This window comes from Pectobacterium odoriferum (assembly GCF_009931295.1).
In the GTDB taxonomy this organism is placed as follows: Bacteria; Pseudomonadota; Gammaproteobacteria; order Enterobacterales; family Enterobacteriaceae; genus Pectobacterium; species Pectobacterium odoriferum.
Genome location: NZ_CP034938.1, coordinates 2579703 through 2600059, shown reverse-complemented (window position 1 = coordinate 2600059; position 20357 = coordinate 2579703). Strand labels below are relative to the sequence as shown.

Annotated in this window: 21 protein-coding genes; 6 read left to right on the top strand and 15 right to left on the bottom strand. The window is 49.7% G+C overall.

Annotated elements, in window-relative coordinates; translation table 11 throughout:
- The first annotated feature begins 108 nt into the window (after positions 1 to 108).
- The 3 genes from EO763_RS11530 to EO763_RS11520 all read left to right on the top strand — a co-directional run bounded on the left by EO763_RS11530 (position 109) and on the right by EO763_RS11520 (position 2129).
- Positions 109 to 366 carry a YcgL domain-containing protein gene (locus EO763_RS11530; RefSeq protein ID WP_039489588.1) on the top strand — a complete coding sequence of 86 codons (258 nt, stop codon included), beginning with the start codon at positions 109 to 111 and terminating at the stop codon, positions 364 to 366.
- A 544-nt stretch (positions 367 to 910) separates the two neighbouring features.
- Positions 911 to 1567 carry a fumarylacetoacetate hydrolase family protein gene (locus EO763_RS11525; protein WP_010295272.1) on the top strand — a complete coding sequence of 219 codons (657 nt, stop codon included), beginning with the start codon at positions 911 to 913 and terminating at the stop codon, positions 1565 to 1567.
- Positions 1568 to 1682: 115 nt separating this feature from the next.
- Positions 1683 to 2129: a YcgN family cysteine cluster protein gene (locus tag EO763_RS11520; RefSeq protein WP_161529028.1), complete on the top strand. Its 447-nt coding sequence runs from the start codon at positions 1683 to 1685 to the stop codon at positions 2127 to 2129.
- A gap of 151 nt (positions 2130 to 2280) precedes the next feature.
- On the opposite strand, the gene mgtS is transcribed toward EO763_RS11520, so the two are convergent.
- Positions 2281 to 2376, bottom strand: coding sequence for a protein MgtS (gene mgtS / locus EO763_RS11515; protein WP_039300147.1), 96 nt, complete (start codon positions 2374 to 2376; stop codon positions 2281 to 2283).
- A gap of 315 nt (positions 2377 to 2691) precedes the next feature.
- Between mgtS and EO763_RS11510 the strand changes: the two genes are divergently transcribed.
- The gene (locus EO763_RS11510) at positions 2692 to 2889 is read left to right on the top strand and encodes a DNA polymerase III subunit theta (RefSeq protein ID WP_161529027.1); all 198 of its coding nucleotides are present in this window, start codon (positions 2692 to 2694) and stop codon (positions 2887 to 2889) included.
- A gap of 75 nt (positions 2890 to 2964) precedes the next feature.
- Here EO763_RS11510 and dsbB read toward each other — a convergent pair whose 3' ends face one another.
- Positions 2965 to 3495, bottom strand: coding sequence for a disulfide bond formation protein DsbB (dsbB, locus tag EO763_RS11505; RefSeq protein ID WP_161529026.1), 531 nt, complete (start codon positions 3493 to 3495; stop codon positions 2965 to 2967).
- 194 nt (positions 3496 to 3689) lie between these two features.
- A complete protein-coding gene (nhaB, locus tag EO763_RS11500) occupies positions 3690 to 5270 on the bottom strand; it encodes a sodium/proton antiporter NhaB (RefSeq protein WP_161529025.1) in 1581 nt (526 codons plus the stop codon).
- A gap of 230 nt (positions 5271 to 5500) precedes the next feature.
- Between nhaB and fadR the strand changes: the two genes are divergently transcribed.
- Positions 5501 to 6220, top strand: coding sequence for a fatty acid metabolism transcriptional regulator FadR (fadR, locus tag EO763_RS11495; protein WP_103860760.1), 720 nt, complete (start codon positions 5501 to 5503; stop codon positions 6218 to 6220).
- Between the two features lie 97 nt (positions 6221 to 6317).
- On the opposite strand, the gene EO763_RS11490 is transcribed toward fadR, so the two are convergent.
- The 8 genes from EO763_RS11490 to EO763_RS11455 form a co-directional block, all read right to left on the bottom strand.
- On the bottom strand, positions 6318 to 7859 hold the full coding sequence (locus tag EO763_RS11490) for a SpoVR family protein (protein ID WP_161529024.1): 1542 nt from the start codon (positions 7857 to 7859) through the stop codon (positions 6318 to 6320).
- Positions 7860 to 8101: 242 nt separating this feature from the next.
- Complete coding sequence (locus EO763_RS11485; protein WP_161529023.1) at positions 8102 to 9001, bottom strand: tagatose-bisphosphate aldolase; 900 nt, start codon at positions 8999 to 9001, stop codon at positions 8102 to 8104.
- A gap of 36 nt (positions 9002 to 9037) precedes the next feature.
- Entirely contained in the window at positions 9038 to 9571 is a 534-nt protein-coding gene (locus EO763_RS11480; RefSeq protein ID WP_161529022.1) for a P-loop nucleotide/nucleoside kinase family protein, read from the bottom strand.
- A complete protein-coding gene (locus tag EO763_RS11475; RefSeq protein WP_161529021.1) occupies positions 9568 to 10005 on the bottom strand; it encodes a PTS sugar transporter subunit IIA in 438 nt (145 codons plus the stop codon). The genes EO763_RS11480 and EO763_RS11475 overlap by 4 nt, the downstream gene beginning before the upstream one ends.
- A gap of 6 nt (positions 10006 to 10011) precedes the next feature.
- Positions 10012 to 10290 (bottom strand): hypothetical protein, encoded by a 279-nt coding sequence (locus tag EO763_RS11470; RefSeq protein ID WP_161529020.1) that lies wholly within the window; start codon positions 10288 to 10290, stop codon positions 10012 to 10014.
- 44 nt (positions 10291 to 10334) lie between these two features.
- Positions 10335 to 11672 (bottom strand): PTS sugar transporter subunit IIC, encoded by a 1338-nt coding sequence (locus tag EO763_RS11465; protein WP_161529019.1) that lies wholly within the window; start codon positions 11670 to 11672, stop codon positions 10335 to 10337.
- Between the two features lie 13 nt (positions 11673 to 11685).
- Entirely contained in the window at positions 11686 to 11979 is a 294-nt protein-coding gene (locus EO763_RS11460; protein WP_010295258.1) for a PTS sugar transporter subunit IIB, read from the bottom strand.
- 10 nt (positions 11980 to 11989) lie between these two features.
- Entirely contained in the window at positions 11990 to 12970 is a 981-nt protein-coding gene (locus EO763_RS11455) for a 6-phosphofructokinase (protein WP_161529018.1), read from the bottom strand.
- 602 nt (positions 12971 to 13572) lie between these two features.
- Here EO763_RS11455 and EO763_RS11450 point away from each other — a divergent pair.
- Entirely contained in the window at positions 13573 to 14826 is a 1254-nt protein-coding gene (locus EO763_RS11450) for a D-amino acid dehydrogenase (protein WP_161529017.1), read from the top strand.
- 7 nt (positions 14827 to 14833) lie between these two features.
- Here the strand turns inward: EO763_RS11450 and EO763_RS11445 are convergent, their stop codons facing one another.
- The 4 genes from EO763_RS11445 to yeaG all read right to left on the bottom strand — a co-directional run bounded on the left by EO763_RS11445 (position 14834) and on the right by yeaG (position 20026).
- The gene (locus tag EO763_RS11445; protein ID WP_161529016.1) at positions 14834 to 16033 is read right to left on the bottom strand and encodes a multidrug effflux MFS transporter; all 1200 of its coding nucleotides are present in this window, start codon (positions 16031 to 16033) and stop codon (positions 14834 to 14836) included.
- A gap of 197 nt (positions 16034 to 16230) precedes the next feature.
- On the bottom strand, positions 16231 to 16641 hold the full coding sequence (locus EO763_RS11440; protein WP_010295253.1) for a hemerythrin domain-containing protein: 411 nt from the start codon (positions 16639 to 16641) through the stop codon (positions 16231 to 16233).
- Between the two features lie 139 nt (positions 16642 to 16780).
- Entirely contained in the window at positions 16781 to 18055 is a 1275-nt protein-coding gene (locus EO763_RS11435; protein ID WP_044204613.1) for a YeaH/YhbH family protein, read from the bottom strand.
- A 36-nt stretch (positions 18056 to 18091) separates the two neighbouring features.
- Entirely contained in the window at positions 18092 to 20026 is a 1935-nt protein-coding gene (gene yeaG, locus EO763_RS11430) for a protein kinase YeaG (protein ID WP_039489567.1), read from the bottom strand.
- Between the last annotated feature and the right edge of the window lie 331 nt (positions 20027 to 20357).

The following is a 20357-nucleotide window of genomic DNA, read 5'->3' as shown; positions in this document are numbered from 1 at the left end:
AATCCCTAGAGTAACATTTAAGGCATGATATTCCAGAGCGCTGTAAGCATGTTATAGTCACAATTATATACAGGCAAGATGGCATTCCCATCAAATAGAGTAAAAAAAATGTTTTGTGTGATCTATCGAAGTACGAAACGCGATCAGACCTATCTTTACGTTGAAAAAAAAGACGATTTCTCACGCGTGCCGGAAGAATTAATGAAAAGTTTCGGCACACCGCAGTTAGCCATGATCTTACCGCTGGATGGGCGTAAAAAACTGGCGAATGCCGATATAGAAAAAGTGAAACTTGCGCTACAGGAACAGGGCTTTTATCTGCAAGTTCCTCCTCCGGTCGAAAGCTTATTAAACACGCCTGTATAAGTGTAAAAAAATAATACCAAGGCGTACTTTCAGATAAAGCCGCAAACATAATTTGGCGTGGAATATCTCAGCCGTTCGCATGATATTCCGCGCGATAAATATTCACTTTTTGAGTTTTACCCCGCCACAATTTAATTTTTTCCATTTTTGATGGGATAGGACTTCGTTTCCCCATCATGGGGGCCCCAGTCTTGTTCGCCTGAAATCTGTTGGGGTAACCCCCGTTGCGATGATATAACGATGGTTTTGCACCATTGTGTTCTTAATACACCCTAAATAATTCGGGTTGCAGGAAGGCGGCAAGAGAGGGAGTCTCGGTGAGCTTACTCAAGTAAGTGATTCGGGTGACTGACAAATCTGCCAGAGGCAGATTTGAACGCTGCTTGCAGCGGCCCCAGCGGGGCCGAGGTCCACGCAAGTGGAGCGAGTAGCGTAGCCAACACACATGCAGCTTGAAGTATGACGGGTATAGCTGTTTTCCTTTTGGGCGAGTTGTGCGCCATGAAGGCAGCGATAATCCAACAGACAGGGCAGGAGAATACCCATGTATCAACACAGAGACTGGCAGGGCGCGCTGCTTGATTTCCCAGTAAATAAGGTTGTTTGCGTAGGAAGTAACTACTCAGAACACATCAAAGAAATGGGAAATGCGACCCCGAGCGAACCCGTTTTATTCATTAAGCCTGAAACCGCACTGTGCGACTTACGCCAACCCGTTGCCATTCCCAAAAATCTGGGTTCGGTTCACCATGAAGTTGAACTGGCTGTGCTGATCGGTACGCCGCTCAAGCAGGCGAATGAAGAGCGCGTCGCTCGGGCGATTGCGGGCTATGGTGTGGCGCTGGATCTGACGCTGCGTGATTTGCAGTCCGACTTTAAAAAGGCGGGGCAGCCGTGGGAGAAAGCCAAAGCGTTTGACGGTTCCTGCCCGATCTCCGGTTTTATTCCGGTTGCCGAGTTTGGCGATCCGCAGCAAACCGATCTGGGTGTAAAAGTGAATGATGAAGTGCGCCAGCAGGGCAACACGCGTGATATGATTACGCCGATTCTGCCGCTGATTGCCTACATGAGCCGTTTCTTTACGCTGCGCGCGGGCGATATTATTTTGACGGGTACGCCAAAAGGGGTCGGTCCGATCCTGTCTGGCGATATGTTGACGATTACGGTGAATGACCGGACGTTGAGCACACGTATTATCTAATGCCCTGGCTGCCTGCGTTGAATGGCGGGCAGCAAAACTTTCCCGCCGCCCCAGCCAGAATCACGCATCTTTATCTACAACATTCACAACGCAACATAAGTTAACTGGAAGAAACATGACTGAACGCCCTTTTTGGCAGCAAAAAACGTTGTCTGAGATGTCTGACGATGAATGGGAGTCGCTGTGCGATGGCTGCGGTCAGTGCTGTTTGCATAAACTGATTGATGAGGATACGGAGGAGATCTACTTTACCAACGTCGCCTGTAATCAACTGAATATTAAAAGCTGCCAGTGCCGTAACTATGAGAAACGCTTCGAGTACGAGCCGGACTGCATCAAACTGACGCGCGAAAACCTGCTGACGTTTAACTGGCTGCCGGCGACCTGTGCATATCGCCTGATTCATGAACGTGAAGATTTACCACTGTGGCATCCGCTGGTCAGCGGCACTAAGACGGCGATGCACCGGGAGCGTATCTCCGTGCGCCATATTGCTGTACGTGAGAGTGAAGTGGTGGATTGGCAGGATCATATACTGAACAAACCCGAATGGGCGCGCTAGTTTCTGTACGGTGTGGGCGGTTGCTTGGTTAAAACTGTTTACTGGTTAAAACTGTTTACTGGTTAAAACTGTTTACTGGTTAAAACAAGAAGCCCCTCAGTCTGAATCACTCAGAAGAGGGGCTTTTTATCGGGGGGAGCGTCAGTGTTCATTAGTCATCCCATTTGGGGCTTAGGTACGCCGCCAGGAAGCTGAGAAAAAGAATGCCGCCCAATACGGCGATGAAGAGATTGATATTGCCTAACATAGTTGTTTCTCCTGAATAAATCAATTGCGATAAAAATACCTCATAGGGTGGAAAGTCATCGTTGACCTGCGGTAGGTACTATAGTCATAAGGGGCAGGTTAATGAAGAAAAAACGCTCAAAAAAGGGCTGGTGGTTTAAATATCGTTGAGGTAGAGAACGCCAGAGACGAATGTCAGAATCCAAGCGCCCATCTGTTTTTTGCCTTCCATTTCACATTTTTCTTGTTCATTGTGCGAATCATGCTGCCGTCTCCGGCACAAATCGCGACGTGTTGTATAATTTTAGAGCCACGTAACCAGCAGGAGGGAGAGCATGTGATTAACTTTGAGAAAATTATTCTTGAGTACAGCGAGCAGTACACCGACTTTGCTGCCTCCACCATTGCTTTTATGGAAAGTCAGTCAAAAAAGATCGATGCAGATGAAATATCACGAAGAATTCCGCAGGAAAAAAGGCCTTTTTTTAACGAACGATTAGGCCATTATCGCGATATCTACAGACCACAGCCGTGATGGTTGGCACAAGCCTGTGAAGCGTAGAAACAGTTACGAAAAGCCCGACATATCGTCGGGCTTTTCGGGTAATAATTAGCGGCTGAAGAGGTCGCGACGTTTAGGGCGGAAAGGCTGAGCGATCAATACCAGCACGGCAATCAACAGATAAGCGGCAAAGATGCCAAGCAACCATTGCGGCATGTCCATCGAAAGGAATTTCCACTGATGCACTGAGCAATCACCTGTTGCATTGAAAATGGCCGGAAGCCATTTGTCTAAAGGCAGCCATGACGGGAAGCTGACAAAGAAATCACAAATGTTAAACGGCGACGGATTTAACAACATATCCGTGTGTTTCCATGCCAGTCCGACCCCTTCATACGAACTGTATATCCATAGCGCGATGGCCGGATAACGCAATGCAGTTGATGGCGCGATGGCACCAACAATACCTGCTGCGAACACGCCCCACAGCGCACAACGCTGATAGATACACAGCACGCACGGGTTTAATAACATAACGTGCTGAAAATAGAGCGCGACCAATTCCAACGCTAAAGCAGTAAACGCCAGCAGCAGCCACGCACCACGCCCGCGTGAGCAACTATTAAGAAATCGCAACATAAAAATATTCCATGCTAAACATGATTAAAGCAGCAGTGTAAACCGTTCTGGCTTCACTGCCATCATTTCACTGTGCAAAACGTAACGATATGTTTATTTGATGTGTTTCTGTCATTCTGCGGCGGCGAAAATCGCATTGATAACGTCATCAATACCGAAATTATCGCAGCCGCGATTACTATACACGATCGTGATTATGAGTGACTGCCCGATATGATCAAATCTGGCAAAGAAATCCATTGTTTATTCATCAAAAAATCGGTGAACGGCACCAGCGTGAACTCAACGCAAAGTAGCCCGACCAGCGTCATGACAATGGTGTAAGGCAGTGCCATCACCACCATGCGTCCGTAAGACAGACGGATAAGCGGTGCCAGAGAGGACGTCAGCAAGAACAGAAACGCGGCTTGCCCATTCGGCGTGGCGACGGAAGGGAGGTTGGTGCCGGTATTGATCGCGACAGCGAGCAGTTCGAACTGGGGTAGTGAGATATGACCGTTTTCAAAGGCGTTGCGCGCTTCGTTAATATAAACCGAGCCAACGAAGACGTTATCTGATATTGATGATAGCAGGCCGTTGAACAGATAAAACTGCGTCAGCTGCGCACTTTCAGAAGATTGTAAAACGTAATGGATAATCGGTGAGAATAGCTGCTGGTCGATAATAACGGCGACGATAGCAAAGAAGACCGTCAGCAGCGCGGTAAACGGCATGGCATCCTGAAACGCTTTACCAATGGCATGTTCTTCCGTCACGCCGCAGAACGTCGTAACCATAATAATTACGGAAAGGCCAATCAACCCGACCTCAGCCAGATGAAACGCCAGTGCGACGATGAGCCAGACGCCAATCACCGCCTGTATGATTAAACGCGCTTTATCCTGCTGTGTGCGCTTTTCTGTCATGTCCCGATCGTAATCCTCAAGCACGCGACGCACGTTGTCTGGCAGATTGACGCCGTAGCCGAAGAGTTTAAAACGCTCGACCAGCACGCAGGTCAGGATACCGCAAATAAATACCGGGACGGTCACGGGTGACATGTGCAGGAAGAAACTGACGAAATCCCAGCCTGCGCTTTTCGCGATAATCAGGTTCTGAGGTTCGCCAACCATCGTCATTACGCCGCCCAGTGCCGTACCGACGCCTGCGTGCATCAGCAGGCTGCGTAAGAATGCCCGGAACTGCTCAAGCGTACGATGATGCTCCTCGCTGCTTAACGCGCTGTCATCGCTGATATCGGCTTCGTCTTCACCCTGTTGAGAGGCGAAGCGGTGGTAAATGCCATAAAACCCGATAGCAACGCTGATAACAACGGCAATCACGGTCAGCGCATCAAGGAATGCGGAAAGAAAGGCGGCTGCGATACAGAAAGCAAGTGAAAGCAGCGTCTTGGAATGAATGCGCAACAGCAGTTTGGTAAACACAAAGAGCAGCAACTGCTTCATGAAGTAGATGCCTGCCACCATGAACACCAGCAGCATGAGGACTTCAATATTCCCCGTGACTTCATGCCACACCTGCTGCGGGCTAGTCATACCGATGAGGATGGCCTGTAGTGCCAGCAGGCCGCCAGGCTGTAATGGGTAACATTTCAGCGCCATACCTAGCGTAAAAATAAACTCCACGACGAGTAACCAACCGGCCCAAAACGGGCTGACAAAATAGAACAGCAGCGGATTAATCAGCAAGAAGCAAAAAATAGTCAATTTGTACCAGTCTGGCGCGTATCCGAGGAAATTTTTTAATAGCGCACGGTGGAGGGGCATGCCGCTCATAATGGAAGAGGAATCCTTATTCGTTAGAATAGTTTGATGGTTTTTATCATATCGTAAAAACTTTACAAACGGGCAGAAGTCTACCGTTCTACGCCACAAGAGGGCGGTTTGCAGTCACAATTTTTCATTGAAATTGCTCGGTGCCCGAGTGCGGCGCTATATCATGATTCTTTCGTCTGGTATTATGACTTAGCTTTTTTCGGCAATCACCGCTACGGATTATCAAACACATGGTTATAAAGGCGCAAAGTCCGGCTGGATTCGCGGAAGAATACATTATCGAAAGTATATGGAATAACCGCTTTCCTCCTGGCTCTATTTTGCCCGCGGAAAGAGAGCTTTCCGAACTGATCGGCGTGACCCGTACTACCCTGCGTGAGGTGCTTCAGCGCCTGGCTCGCGATGGTTGGCTGACGATACAGCACGGGAAGCCAACAAAGATTAACAATTTTTGGGAAACGTCTGGGCTCAATATTCTGGAAACGCTGGCTCGGCTCGATCACGATAGCGTGCCGCAATTGATCGATAACCTGCTGGCAGTGCGAACCAACATCGCCGCCATCTTTATTCGGACGGCGTTACGCCATAACCCAGAAAAGGTGCGTGAGGTATTAACTCAGACAAACGCGGTAGATGATAGCGCAGAAGCCTTTGCGCAGCTTGACTATAACGTGTTCCGTGGTTTGGCTTTTGCCTCTGGCAATCCGATTTATGGTCTGATCCTGAACGGTCTGAAAGGGCTATATATCCGTGTAGGGCGCTACTATTTTTCCAATCCGGAAGCCCGCAAGCTGGCGGTGAATTTTTACGGTCGGTTGGACGCGTTGCGTAGCGAAGAGCTCTACGATCAGGTGATGGATGTCGTCAGACATTACGGTAAAGAAAGCGGCGCGATCTGGCACAGTATGCAGAGTGCTATCCCGCGGGATATCGCAGAAGTACGCCGCTAAGGCTCATACCGCAGTTTCATTGTGAAAAGGGGATTCAGGTTGTTGCCTGAATCCCCTTTGTCTTTGGTCGTGTCGCTGACCTGCGAACCGAGTTCCGTTATGTGGATGCCGTCCCGTTACGCGGCGGGCAGCGTTCAATCAACTCGATGCTGCCATCCGTGTTAGCCTGTTCCAGATAGACGTCAAATCCCCACAGGCGGTGAACGTGCTTCAACACTTCCTGGCTACTTTTATCCAGCGGTGCGCGATTATGCGGAACATAGCGCAGCGTCAGTGCCCGATTACCGCGCAAATCCACATTCCAGACCTGAATGTTCGGTTCCAGATGGCTCAGGTTGTACTGCGCGGAGAGCTCCTGCCGGATCAACCGATAGCCTTCTTCGTCGTGAATCGCGGCAATTTCCAGATAGTTATTGCGGTCGTCGTCCAGCACCGTAAATAGCCGGAAATCACGCATCAGCTTCGGCGACAGGAACTGGCTGATGAAACTCTCATCCTTGAAGTTCTGCATCGCAAAATGCAGCGTATCGAGCCAGTCTTTACCCGCGATATCGGGGAACCAGTAGCGGTCTTCGTCGGTCGGTGACTGACAAATACGCTTGATGTCCTGAAACATCGCGAAGCCCAGCGCATACGGGTTAATCCCGTTGTAGTAAGGGCTATTGTACGGCGGCTGATAGATCACATTGGTATGGCTGTGCAGGAACTCCAGCATGAAGCGCTCAGTGACCCTGCCTTCATCATAGAGATGGTTCAGAATGGTGTAGTGCCAGAACGTGGCCCAGCCTTCATTCATCACCTGAGTCTGCTTCTGCGGATAGAAATACTGACTGACTTTCCGCACGATACGCAGAACCTCACGCTGCCAGGGCTCAAGCAGCGGCGCGTTTTTCTCCATAAAATAGAGCAGGTTTTCCTGTGGCTCTTGCGGAAAACGTCTGGCTTGTTCTGGTGCGGCACCCTGTTCACGACGCGGTAATGTCTTCCAGAGATCGTTAACCTGGCTTTGCAGGTAGGCCTCACGGCTTTTCTGGCGAGACTTTTCCTCTTCGAGTGAAATCTTCTGCGGGCGTTTGTAGCGGTCAACGCCGTAATTCATGAGTGCATGGCAGGAATCTAACAGGCGTTCCACCTCGTCCACACCATAACGCTCTTCGCATTGCGCGATATACTGCCGGGCAAACAGCAGGTAATCGACGATGGAGCTGGCATCGGTCCAACTGCGGAACAGGTAGTTGCCTTTGAAGAATGAGTTATGCCCGTAGCAGGCATGCGCCATCACCAGCGCCTGCATCGGCAGCGTGTTTTCTTCCATCAAATACGCGATACAGGGATCGGAGTTAATGACGATTTCGTATGCAAGCCCCTGCTGCCCGTGTTTGTAACGCTGTTCGGTTTCGATAAATTTCTTTCCGAACGACCAGTGGGCATAGTTGATCGGCATGCCTATACTGGAATAAGCGTCCATCATTTGTTCTGAAGTGATGACTTCAATCTGATGAGGATAGGTCGCCAGACGATACAACTTGGCCACTCGATCAATCTCATCAAGGTAAACCTGCAATAACTCAAACGTCCAGTCCGGTCCATCACTCAGGCGAAGTGTTTTTTTTACCTGATTATCCGTCGATATAGCCATCAGCGCGCCCCCTAACATAACAAGTCTGTACGTGAGATCTCGTTTACTGCCTTCCCGCTGGCTCCTGTGAAAAAATCATCGTTGTTCATTTAGTTATAGCTGAGCTTTGGCAACGCGGCAATTGACGAATTGAGCGTGTTTGATGGAAAAAGGTCGCTGAGGTGATAAAAAGAAACTGGGTATTACGCTGTCTATTGATAGGGAAATGCGCTCCCCGAAGAGAGCGCGAAAGACCGTTTGGGCTAGCGATGTTGATACCGTTTTAACAGCGCCTGAATATCGTTGAGGCGGGAAACGGCAATCGTAGACAGCTTCTCTTTAGAAACGTTGCGATCGAGCGAGATGCAATCCTTCCACAGTGAACGACCGGCAATCACGCCAGAAGCGCCATTTTTCAACGCACTTTCTACCTGAGGGAGAAAGGTGGCGTGATCGACACCCGCAGACAGAACGGCCCAGGGAATGTTACCGCAGAGTGTGGTTACGCGCGCACAGGCTTCATCAGACCCAGGATAAGGAATCTTTAAGACTTTCGCGCCTTGATCGATACAGGCCTGACAGCCTGCCGGAATAAGTTCGGGCAAGAGGCGGATATAGGCTTCACGAGATTCATTTTCCAGAGGGTAGGTCAGAAACTCAACGACGAGCAGTAAATCTTCCTGCGCAAAGTCCTGAATCACGGTACGGAGTGTGGCAAGGTTACGGGTATTGGCGTCGGGTATATCTGGGCGAAGGTAGATCATGATTTTTCCGCCGGTGGCACCCCATTCGCGGACTTTACGTGCCGTTATGCCGTCAACCATCGTGGAGATCCGGTAGCCTTCTGGCGTTGTTTCCCACCCTGACGCATCGAGCCCGATGAGCAGGCCGGTATCGCGGGGCAAAATCTTTTCGTCTATAAGACCCGGTATGGCGCAGATCGGATCAACCAGGACACAGCCTGCCTCTGCTGCCAGATAGCGAGTGATGTCATATTTTGTTTTTCCTAATGTCTCATTGGTAATCGCGGCCTGTGCTTCTGATGTCGGTGCTAATAATGTTCGCATGCCGCCACGTTGATCGCAGGCAATAACCATCATTGCCCCCGTCGCGTTACAAATTAATTGGTATCCCCGGTGCTCAGCAGTTGTCATGGTGTTCATGATAATTACCCTCATAAAATTAATGTAAATAAGCGATTAATCCAGGTGTGTTTTTATCCATTGAATTAATTCCTGATAATTAATTTCCTTATCCTGATCAACCGTGTAACATTTTCCCATACCCATCGGCAGTGCCTGATGCGCGAGTGAAATTAATTCCGGCAGATACTCACTGCCGGGATGGCCTTTTATCCTGTCATTCATTCTGGTCTGATATCGTTCAGCTACCCGGTCAGGTGAAATAGCATTCCATATCTCAAGCGTATGCTGGATATCACACGCAATCAGATAGTCCTGTAATAGCGATTTTTCGCGAAAACCGAACCAGGCATCAAGAATCAGAATACTATTATCAGGAGCCTGTCTAACGATATTAAACATGACCTGATAGGCGGCGACCCCCAGTTTTCTGTTTAGCGTTCTGTCAATCGTGTCGCAGAACTGCATCATGAACGGCTCTTTTATTTCATCGAGGCTTAACCGTGGGAGATTCAATTCATCCGCAATGATACGTGCTACCGTGCTTTTCCCTGATGCAGGGATGCCATTTACTAAAATAAGTTTTTTCATAATACCCCGACAATATCATCTGACGTAGTGGCACATCGAATACGAGAGAGCATGTCGTCCTTTTCTAATAAATTGATGATTGAGGCGATACCTTCCGTAATATGCGCATCACTGTTAACCCCACCAAACATAATTAAAATATCCACCGGTTCACTTCCATGAATAGAGAGCGGCGTCTGTAACGTCAGCAAACTAAAACAATTCTCCCGAACGCCACATTCAGGGCGCGCATGGGGAATAGCGATGCCTTCATCAAATACATAATAAGGGCCGTATTCCTTCGTGTTTTCTATCACCGCGATGGGATACGCCTTCGTAATACACCCCGCGCTGATTAATGGTTGTGCGGCACAATAAATAGCGTCTTCCCATGTCTTACATATCACGCCGAGTTGAATGCAATTGTGCTGCAAAAGGAAATTTTTTATGCTCATAAAACCTCATATATTTTTCCGAATGGTGTTTCTGAGTTCATCTATCTGAATAAAAATACGATCAACGCGCTCCCGATAGTCAGGATGCGAAGAAAATAGTTGAATGGCCTGATTGTATTTAATCATTAGCATTTTTTGCGTTTCACTATGACCCGGTTCTTGTGCTAAACGAGATTCAAGCTCCGCTAATTCTTCCTCAATTTCTCTGACGCGCTTGTCATCCGTATTATCGCGATGGTCGGATGAGGGGCTAGGGGATAAAAAGCGTTTGAGTAGAGAAAACATAGTGACTCCTTAAGCTATTTGCATCATGACGACAGGCCAGTACGCTATTGCGAGAGTTTACGGTTCGCAATAAAAGCAATGAATGCAACAAACGCGACAAAGGCGGCGACAAATAACCAGTCTTGCTGGAAAGCGTGTCCTAATATCAGGCCAGTGCTGATGACATCGGAATCACTGAAGGTGACGCCGGTAAAGCCGAAAATTTCCAGCAATGGCACCAGAATGGCGGGCAATAGCGTAATGAAAAGGCCATGAACGACACCGCCGATGACGGCACCACGTCGTCCCCCCAACGCGTTACCGAAAATACCGGCTGTTCCGCCCGCAAAGAAGTTGGTCAATAAACCCGGCAAAATCATTGCCAGCCCAAACATCGGGAAGATCAGCATCCCCAGAATGGAACCGACGGTGGTCGCGAGGAACCCGACAATCACGGCGTTCGGCGCATAAGGGAAGAGCACCGGGCAATCCAACGCGGGTTTGGCGTTAGGTACCAGACGCATGGCGATACCTCGAAAGGCGGGAACCAGCTCATTAAGCAGCAGACGTACACCGCTGTAGAGAACGAAAACGCCTGCGACAAACTGCATGGATTGCATGAAGGAATACATCAGATAGTTCACGCCGTTGGCGTACTGGGCGATGTAGGCCGGTCCTGCCGCCACGGCGGGGATGAGATACATCGGCACCATGACGACGGCCATCGACAGATAGGTATCCTGCAAGAATTTGAAGTTATCAGGCAGCGTTAAGTCTTCCGTAGATTTGGAGTTTTTACCGACGACCCGAGCGACGGCAGCCTGCACCAAATACCCGATGGTACAAAAATGTCCCAGCGCAACATCATCGGAATTCGTGATTTTACGGACAATCGGCTGTGCCAGCGCTGGCATCAGGACCGCCATAATGCCGCCAAATATGCCTCCAGTTAAGATCAGCGTCGCGCCGGTCAAGCCCGATTTATAGCCGATCACGGTACCGATTGTTGCCATCCACAGCAGAGCTTGCCCCGTCAGGAAGATATATTTAAAGGGGGTGATTCGCGCGATAAGGATGTTAACGGCAAAGATCACCATGAGCGTCAACGCGACTTCTGATCCGAGCTCGCGGTTTGCCAACCCAGCGATGGCGGCAACATCGGTGATGTAGCCTTTCATGCCAAAGCCTTGGGTAAAGATGCTGTTCAAATACGTCAGGGTATCAACGATGATGTTAATCCCTGCCATCATGATGAGGAAACCCAGCAGTGTCTTGAACGTCCCCTCGGCAGTTTTTCCTACCGATTTCTTCTGCAAAATCAACCCGATCATGGCGATCAGCGCGATTAATATGGATGCCTGGCCTAATAAGTCTTTCACAATGAAATTGATAACGGTGTTCATTTTTCACCTCATGCTATTGATGAGCCTGGATATACGCTAAAATTTTTTCTTCTATTTCATCTTTGTCGGTCAATTTATTAAGAATGATGATTCTTTTTTTCTCATCTTCACTGGCATCGCTATTCAGGATGTCAGCAAATATTTTCTGGGTTAAAATAACGTCATAATTGAAAGCAGAAGCTTCTGAAATCGTGGTGTGATTTATTTCTGCATCAATTCCTAGTTTTTTTAGTACGGATTTCGCACTCATTTCGATAGCGAAACTGGAACCTAATCCACAGCCGCAAACGCAAAGTACTTTCAACATAATCATGGCCTCATATCAGGTGATGAGCTTTCGCGAGCTTATAATAGTGACTGTCGACATCAATCAAACGTCGTTCGGAATCCTCCAGATCGATAGGAATGGCTTTGTTGTTATTATTGATAATGATGATTTTATTGGTTAGTCCGGTATTAATACACCGAACTACTTCTTCTGCTAACAGGATGCCCTGAATAATTTCTTCCCCAGTGGGCGCGCCATTTCGTAAACCATATCCCAAAATGGTTTTTCGGATACGGATGCCAATCTTATGCTCTAGTTTCTTGATAATGGTGTCGATAGCGCCCTGAAAGCCAGGAGTATATTCATGGGTATAACCTTCAGAGCATAAAATGATTACGCTGTTTTGTTCCGCGATTTTATCCCGAATACATTGTGATAATTGTTCAATATCCCACGGTGATTCTGGAATGAGTGCGATATCTGCGTTGCTCTTTAATGCCGCCTGCAATGTCAATTCGCCACAATAACCGCCGAGTAATTCAATCATGAATACCCGCCCTTGTAGTCCACGGCCTGTATTTCGCAATTTCTCTACTTCACTCATTACCTGCTCGCAGGCGGTAGAAAAACCGATCGTATAGCGGTTCCCTGAAATATCATTATCAATTGTCATTCCTACGCCATAGCAATGAATACCATAGTGACTGAGTTTTTTTAGAAATTGGAATGAGCCATCTCCTCCCGCCATAATGAGCGCATCGAGTTTTTGTTTTTGAATGTTTTTGACGATGTGCTCATAGTCTGTTTTTCTACATTTTCCGGTTTTTCTCCCTGAAGTAATCAGGGGCATTGCTGAGAGGGAATAATCCACCAAATCACGGCGAGTGAGCACTTTACAGCAGTTATCGATAAGGCCATTAATTCCACCATCGAAAATGACGATGTCGGAGGCAGTCATTCTATTCACCTGAAAGATGAAGTTATTTATTCCGCTAACGTCGCCGCCGCTAATGACTAATCCAATTTTCATCGTCGCCCTCTGGAAATATGAATAACCACCGTGTGAACACAATGTTATTAAACTGATAAGGCGTTTTTTTGATGAATGTCGCAAATTTGTATTTAATTACGGGGCTGAATGTCTTGACAGTGATGTCGTTAATTCAATTATTGTGATGATTGTCACGATTTTAAAATAAGCAAATTAACTAACTTGTTAATTCATTAGGCATTTAACATTTTCATCTTTTTTATTCTTCTTTATCTTTTCAGCTAAAGAGTGAATACGCATTTTGTGAATGATTTCACAGTTATTTCGTTACGATCATCAGTGATGAATAGATAAGAGAACAATATACCCTAAATAATTCGAGTTTCAGGAAGGCGGCAAGAGAAGGAATCCCGATGAACTTACTTGAGTAAGTGATTCGGGTGAGTGAACGCAGCCAACGCACATGCAACTTGAAGTATGACGGGGATAGATAAATGTTATCGTCGAGGCGGGTGACAATTCCTTCCCAAATGCTAGAGTAGTCTTCAGTTTTATCTTTTAACTAGTGTTTTATTCCATTAAATAAGCATTTTTCCAGTAGATTAGACGGTTTTTAACGGAGAGAAAGGGAGAGCGGTAGCATGCGGGTTGTGATTCTGGGAAGTGGCGTCGTTGGCGTAAGTACTGCTTGGTATCTTGCGCAGGCAGGGCATGATGTTACCGTTATCGATAGGCAACCGGAGCCCGCGTTGGAAACCAGCGCCGGGAATGCCGGACAAATTTCCCCTGGCTATGCCGCGCCTTGGGCTGCGCCGGGCATACCGCTGAAAGCGATAAAGTGGATGTTTCAGCGCCATGCACCGCTGGCCATCCGGCCAGACTTTACGGCCGCGCAGCTTTGCTGGATGTGGCAAATGTTGATCAACTGCGATGCGCGCCACTATAAAACCAATAAAGCGCGGATGGTGCGTCTGGCGGAATACAGCCGCGACTGTTTGCAAGCGCTGCGGCAGGATATCGGTATCCAGTACGAGGGGCGGCAAGGTGGAACGCTGCAACTGTTTCGCACTGAACAGCAATATGACAATGCGACACGGGATATCGCCGTGCTGGAAGAGGCTGGCGTACCGTATCAACTGTTGACTCGCCATGAGCTTGCCTCGGTTGAACCCGCGCTGGCGAACGTGGCGGGAAAACTGACTGGTGGGCTGCGTTTACCGCATGATGAGACGGGCGATTGCCAGCTGTTCACTCGCCAACTGGCGGCGATGTCCGCCGAGGCTGGCGTCACCTTTAAACTGGGGCGTAACGCTCGTCAGTTGCGGGTTGAAGGGCAGAGCGTCACGGGCGTGCAGTGCGACGACGAAATCATCGTGGCAGATGCCTATGTGATGGCCTGCGGCTCCTATTCCACTGGATTACTGCGTCAGTGGTTTGATATTCCGGTTTATCCGCTGAAAGGCTATTCGCTGACGATCCCGCTAGCAGATGACGCCTCGGCACCGGTTTCTACCGTACTGGATGAAACCTATAAAATAGCGATTACCCGCTTTGATCGTCGCATCCGCGTTGGTGGAATGGCAGAAGTCGTGGGCTTCAACACTGAGCTGAATCCCAAGCGCCGTGAAACGCTGGAAATGGTGGTGCGCGATCTCTATCCTTATTGCGGCCCGATTGAGCAAGCAACATTCTGGACGGGGCTGCGCCCGATGACGCCGGACGGCACGCCGCTGGTAGGGCGCTCACCGCTGAAAAATCTGTACCTGAATACGGGTCATGGCACGTTAGGCTGGACGATGGCCTGTGGATCGGGGAAATTGCTAGCGGATATTCTGTCGGACAAATCACCGGAGATTGAGTCCGATGATTTGTCCGTGGGAAGGTATGTTCGTTAGTTTTAAACTACGTGCGGGGCAGTGGCGTAATGCTGCCCTTGTGGTGCCGCGTGAGCAGACGGGCGCGTATCGCCAGCAAGGCGGCACAGAGCATCACCAGCGCCAGGGATATTTTTGACGGCAGCGGGAGCGCCATAGCAATCAGTCCCAGCGCTGCACCGCCCGCCATCTGCACAAATCCTACCATCGCTGATGCAATTCCCGCCTCATTGGAATAAGGCTCCAGCGCATAGCTGGTGGACGGCCCGATCAAAAATGCCAGACCTGCACAGGCCAGCGCGACGGGCAGCATGTAGGTTGGCCAGGTGTTTTGCATCGCTTCGGGTAAGAGAACGACGCCGCTAAGCAGCGAAAGAAAACCCGTACCCATCAGCAGGCTACCAATAGCCAGACAGCGCGGTCGGCCGACTTTGCGGATAATGCGATTCGCAAAGAAGCTGACCAGCATGATCCAAAAACCGTTTACGCCAAAGGCAATCGAAAACTCAAGCGGCGTGAGCTGGGCCTCATTCATCAACACCACAGGAGAGAAGGTGACATAGGTTAACGCCATCCCCATCGCGCCCGCGTTGACTGAGGCGAATCCCAGAAAGTGGCGATCGGATAACAGACGTACGTATTGGCGCAGCGGCAAGCCGTGTACGGGCAACGTTGAATCTGGTCGCGTTTCAGGAAGAAAGCGGATGACGACTGCCAGTACCAAAATGCTGTAGCCCGCGAGGAACCAGAAGGGGGCACGCCAGCCTAAGGCTTCGGCCAAAAGCCCACCGAATAGCGGCGCCAGCGCTGGCACAATGTTCAATGTGCCGTTAAGAAAGCCATAGGTTCTGGCGGCATCGTCACCGTTCAGTTTGTCACGCACGCTGCTGAAAATGGCGACGGCGGTACAACAGACGGCCAGCCCCTGAAAAAGGCGTGAGAGGATGAACAGCGTGGCGCTGGTCGCCAGCGCAGCCATGACCGCGCCGATGAGATAGATAATCACACCAGCCAGCGCCATTGGACGTCGACCGTACTTATCGACCAGCGGCCCCGCCAGAAGTTGGCCTAATCCCATGATCAGAATAAACAGTGCGACGGTGGACTGAATCAGCGATTCTGGGCTGTTCAGCGCCACGGCGATGGCGGGAATAAGCGGTAAATAGATGTCAATGCCCAGCGGGCCGAGTAGAACCAGAGCCAGTAAAATCAGAACAAATCGTTGCATAACAAAACAGAAATCTACGTTTTATGGGTTCGACAGGGTAATGCGCACCGTGGCGGAAGGAAAGTGTTATGTTTGTGACAACGTCACGATAATGTGAGGGAGATGGCGTAGCAAGACAGCATGAAGGCGGTAATCAACAGGGCGGAGCGTCGTCAGCCAGAAATTCTCCGCCCTTTAGTCAATTGTGCTTAATCCACTCAGGCCGTTTCAATGCGGGGATAAAAATCATGATTCTCCCGCTGCATACGCTCATAGACCTTACGCAATACGTTATTGGCATCAGCCCGAAAATCCCTGTCGTGACCAACCAGTTGTGAAGCCGTATTCCAGCGACGGGAAAACGCATCGTAATCGGCGGCAATGGTTTGCATTTCATTCTGGTAATGCTGGCTCATCTTCGTTAACTGCTCGTCACCGCTGCGCTGAAGTGAAGGGTAAAGCACGCGATCTTCTGCGGAAAGGTGCAGCTTGATAGTTGAACTCATGGCGACGATGGCGCGAGCGATATCCGCGGCGTTTTCTGTCACGCCCGCCTTAGACAGCCGGCGCAGGGTATCAATGCTTTCGAGGATATCGTTGTGCTGGTGTTTGAATTTATCAATGTTCATAAGCGATTCTCTGTGCAGGTATAATGCTATTTATAATATATGTATTTTAAATACACGTTTATAGAAAAATGCCCAGAGAGAGAAAATCAGCCAGCTAACGATTAATCATTAACAGATAACTGGCCGACTGAGAGGAGGGTCAATGTCCTACCGTTTGTTTACGGAAGAGTTCACGGAAGACAGGGTAAATATCATCCTGATCGCGGATATGCTGCATAGCGAAATTATCGAACGTATCGCGCAGTGCTTCATATTCGCGCCAGAGCGTCTGGTGTGAACGCCGGGTGATTTCAATGTAGCTATAGTAACGGACCATCGGCAGAAGTTGATTCGCTAGAATCTGGTGACACAGCGGGGAGTCATCAGCCCAGTTATCACCATCCGAGGCCTGTGCCGCGTAGATATTCCACTGCGACGGATCGTAACGCTCGCGCACCACTTCCTCCATCAGCTTTAACGCACTGGAGACAATGGTGCCGCCGGTTTCCTGAGAGTAGAAGAACTCCTGTTCATCGACCTCTTTCGCCTGCGTGTGGTGGCGAATGTAGACGACGTCGACGTTTTTATAATTTCTGCTGAGGAACAGATACAGCAGAATATAAAAGCGCTTCGCCATGTCTTTCGTCGCCTGATCCATCGAACCGGACACGTCCATCAAACAGAACATCACGGCCTGGCTCGACGGCTCGGCCCGACGCTCGTAGTTCCTGTAGCGCAGGTCAAACGTATCGATAAAAGGCACGCGGGCGATCTTCTGGCGCAGTTCGGTAATTTCCTGCCGCAGCCGTTCCTCTTCCAGCAATTGTGCGGGTTCGGTATGCGCCAGCTGTTCCAGCGTCTCTTCCAGTTCATGCAGTGTGCGTCGTTTCCCCGCTGTCATCGCCATACGGCGTGCCAGCGAGTTTTGCAGCGAGCGCACCACGCTGATATTGGCAGGAACACCGTTAGCGGTGTACCCAGCGCGGTGCGTTTTGTACTCGGTCATCTGCCGATGCTGGGTCTTCTTCAGGTTCGGCAGCGCCAGATCTTCAAACAGCAGGTCCAGATATTCGTCTTTGGAGATCTGAAAGACAAATTCATCCTCGCCTTCGCCATCTTTACTGGCATCCCCCTGACCGGAACCACCGCCGCCACCTCCTTGTGGCCGCTCGATTTTGTCATTCTGTACAAAGTGATCGTTGCCCGGGTGGACGCGGTGGCGGCGTCCTCCACGGCCCTGATGGAACATCGGTTCGTTGATGTCTGCATTGGGGATCGACACCGACTCCCCGCTTTCGATGTCGGTCACCGAACGCTTATTAATGGCCTCGGAAATCGACTGTTTTATTTGCGACTTATAGCGGCGCAGAAAGCGTTGGCGGTTCACCGTGCTTTTGTTTTTGCCGTTCAGTCGTCGGTCAATAAAATAGGCCATGTTTCCCCCAAACGCTGTTGCCAGCATCGTGCGTCATTATGATGACTTCCTCACCCGCAGATACCATTCGCACAGCAAACGCACCTGTTTCCGGGTGTAGCCTTTCTCCATCATGCGATCGACGAAATCATCATGTTTTTTCTGTTCATCTGTTGAAGTTTTGGTATTAAACGAAATCACAGGCAGCAGCTCTTCCGTATTGGAGAACATCTTCTTCTCAATGACCGTGCGCAGCTTCTCGTAACTGGTCCAGTTTGGATTCCGGCCGCTGTTGCTGGCACGGGCGCGCAGGACAAAGTTGACGATCTCGTTACGGAAGTCTTTAGGGTTGCTGATGCCCGCAGGCTTCTCGATCTTTTCCAGCTCGGCGTTTAACGATTCGCGGTCAAAAAGCTGGCCTGTATCTGGGTCACGGTACTCCTGATCCTGAATCCAGAAATCCGCATAGGTAACATAACGGTCAAAAATGTTCTGGCCGTATTCGGAATAGGATTCGAGATAGGCGGTCTGGATCTCTTTACCGATAAATTCGGCATACTTCGGCGTCAGATACCCTTTCAGATGCTCCAGATACTTCTCTGCCAACTCCTGCGGGAATTGCTCACGCTCGATCTGCTGTTCCAGTACGTAGAACAGGTGTACTGGGTTGGCCGCGACTTCGCTGTGATCGAAGTTAAAGACGCGCGACAGAATCTTGAACGCAAAGCGGGTCGACAGGCCGTTCATTCCCTCATCTACGCCTGCGTAGTCGCGATACTCCTGATAGGACTTCGCCTTCGGATCGGTATCTTTCAGGCTTTCCCCGTCGTACACCCGCATCTTGGAGTAGATGCTGGAGTTTTCCGGATCTTTCAGGCGTGACAGAATGGAGAAGCGGGCCAGCGTTTCCAGCGTGCCGGGCGCGCAAGGGGCATGCGTCAGCTCGCTGTGATCCAGCAATTTGTCGTAGATTTTGACCTCTTCGGATACGCGCAGGCAGTACGGCACCTTCACGATATACACGCGGTCAAGAAACGCTTCATTGTTCTTGTTGTTACGGAATTGCACCCACTCAGATTCATTGGAGTGCGCCAGAATAATGCCGTTGAACGGCAGGGCGGCAATGCCTTCCGTCCCGTTATAGTTGCCTTCCTGTGTTGCGGTCAGCAGTGGATGGAGCACTTTGATCGGCGCTTTGAACATCTCGACGAATTCCATAATGCCCTGGTTCGCTCGGCACAACGCGCCGGAGTAGCCGTAGGCATCAGGATCGTTCTGGGCAAAATGCTCCAGCTTGCGGATATCGACTTTGCCGACCAGCGCTGAAATGTCCTGATTGTTCTCATCGCCGGGCTCGGTCTTCGCGATCCCAATTTGCGCCAGAATTGATGGCCACACTTTGACCACTCTGAACTTGGTAATGTCACCGCCAAAGTCCTGAAGACGCTTGGCTGCCCACGGCGACATGATGGTGCCGAGATAGCGTCGTGGGATGGCATACTCTTTCTCGAGTATCGCGGCATCTTCCTGCGGGTTGAACAGGCAGAGCGGATGGTCATTCACCGGGCTGCGTTCGCCGTTGGCGCTGAGGATATAAATCGGTACGCGCTGCATCAGCGCTTTCAGGCGTTCGGCCAGAGAGGATTTCCCGCCGCCGACCGGCCCCAACAGATATAGAATCTGTTTCTTCTCTTCTAATCCCTGCGCGGCATGTTTCAGGTAAGAGACAATCTGTTCGATAGCCTCTTCCATACCGTAAAATTCTTCAAAAGCAGGGTAGCGAGCAATTACTCGGTTTGAGAATAGGCGCGACATTCGTGATTCTTGGGCGGTATCCACCATTACAGGCTCACCGATAGCCGTTAACAATCGTTCAGCTGCGTTCGCATAAGCGTTGCGATCCTGCTGACAGATAGTAAGGAATTCCTGCAGAGTGAACTCTTCATCCTTGGCAGCGTCGTAGCGCTGGCGGTAGTGATCAAATATGTTCATAGCGATGCCCGTCCTTCGTCGATTAGCACAGATTAAGAGAGCGTGTGGAATATATGCCTATTAATGTATTGCCCTCCGAAAGAAGAAATCTCCTGAGTCCAGCAACCCTTATGCCAACTTGTAGCGTCAGGGCGTCGTGATTTTATTCATTCCTGCTGGTCAGGAAGACGTCACCTTCTATTTAAAGCGTAGTTTGCATCCGTAAAATTTCCTCTAGTCCACAGACGTATTTTTAAGATATTTCAAGGACTCACTTTCAGGAAAATCCGTGTAACATTATAGGGAATAGGCGCTCAGCCTTAAGAACTCGGCCTATTACCGACGTTAGCGC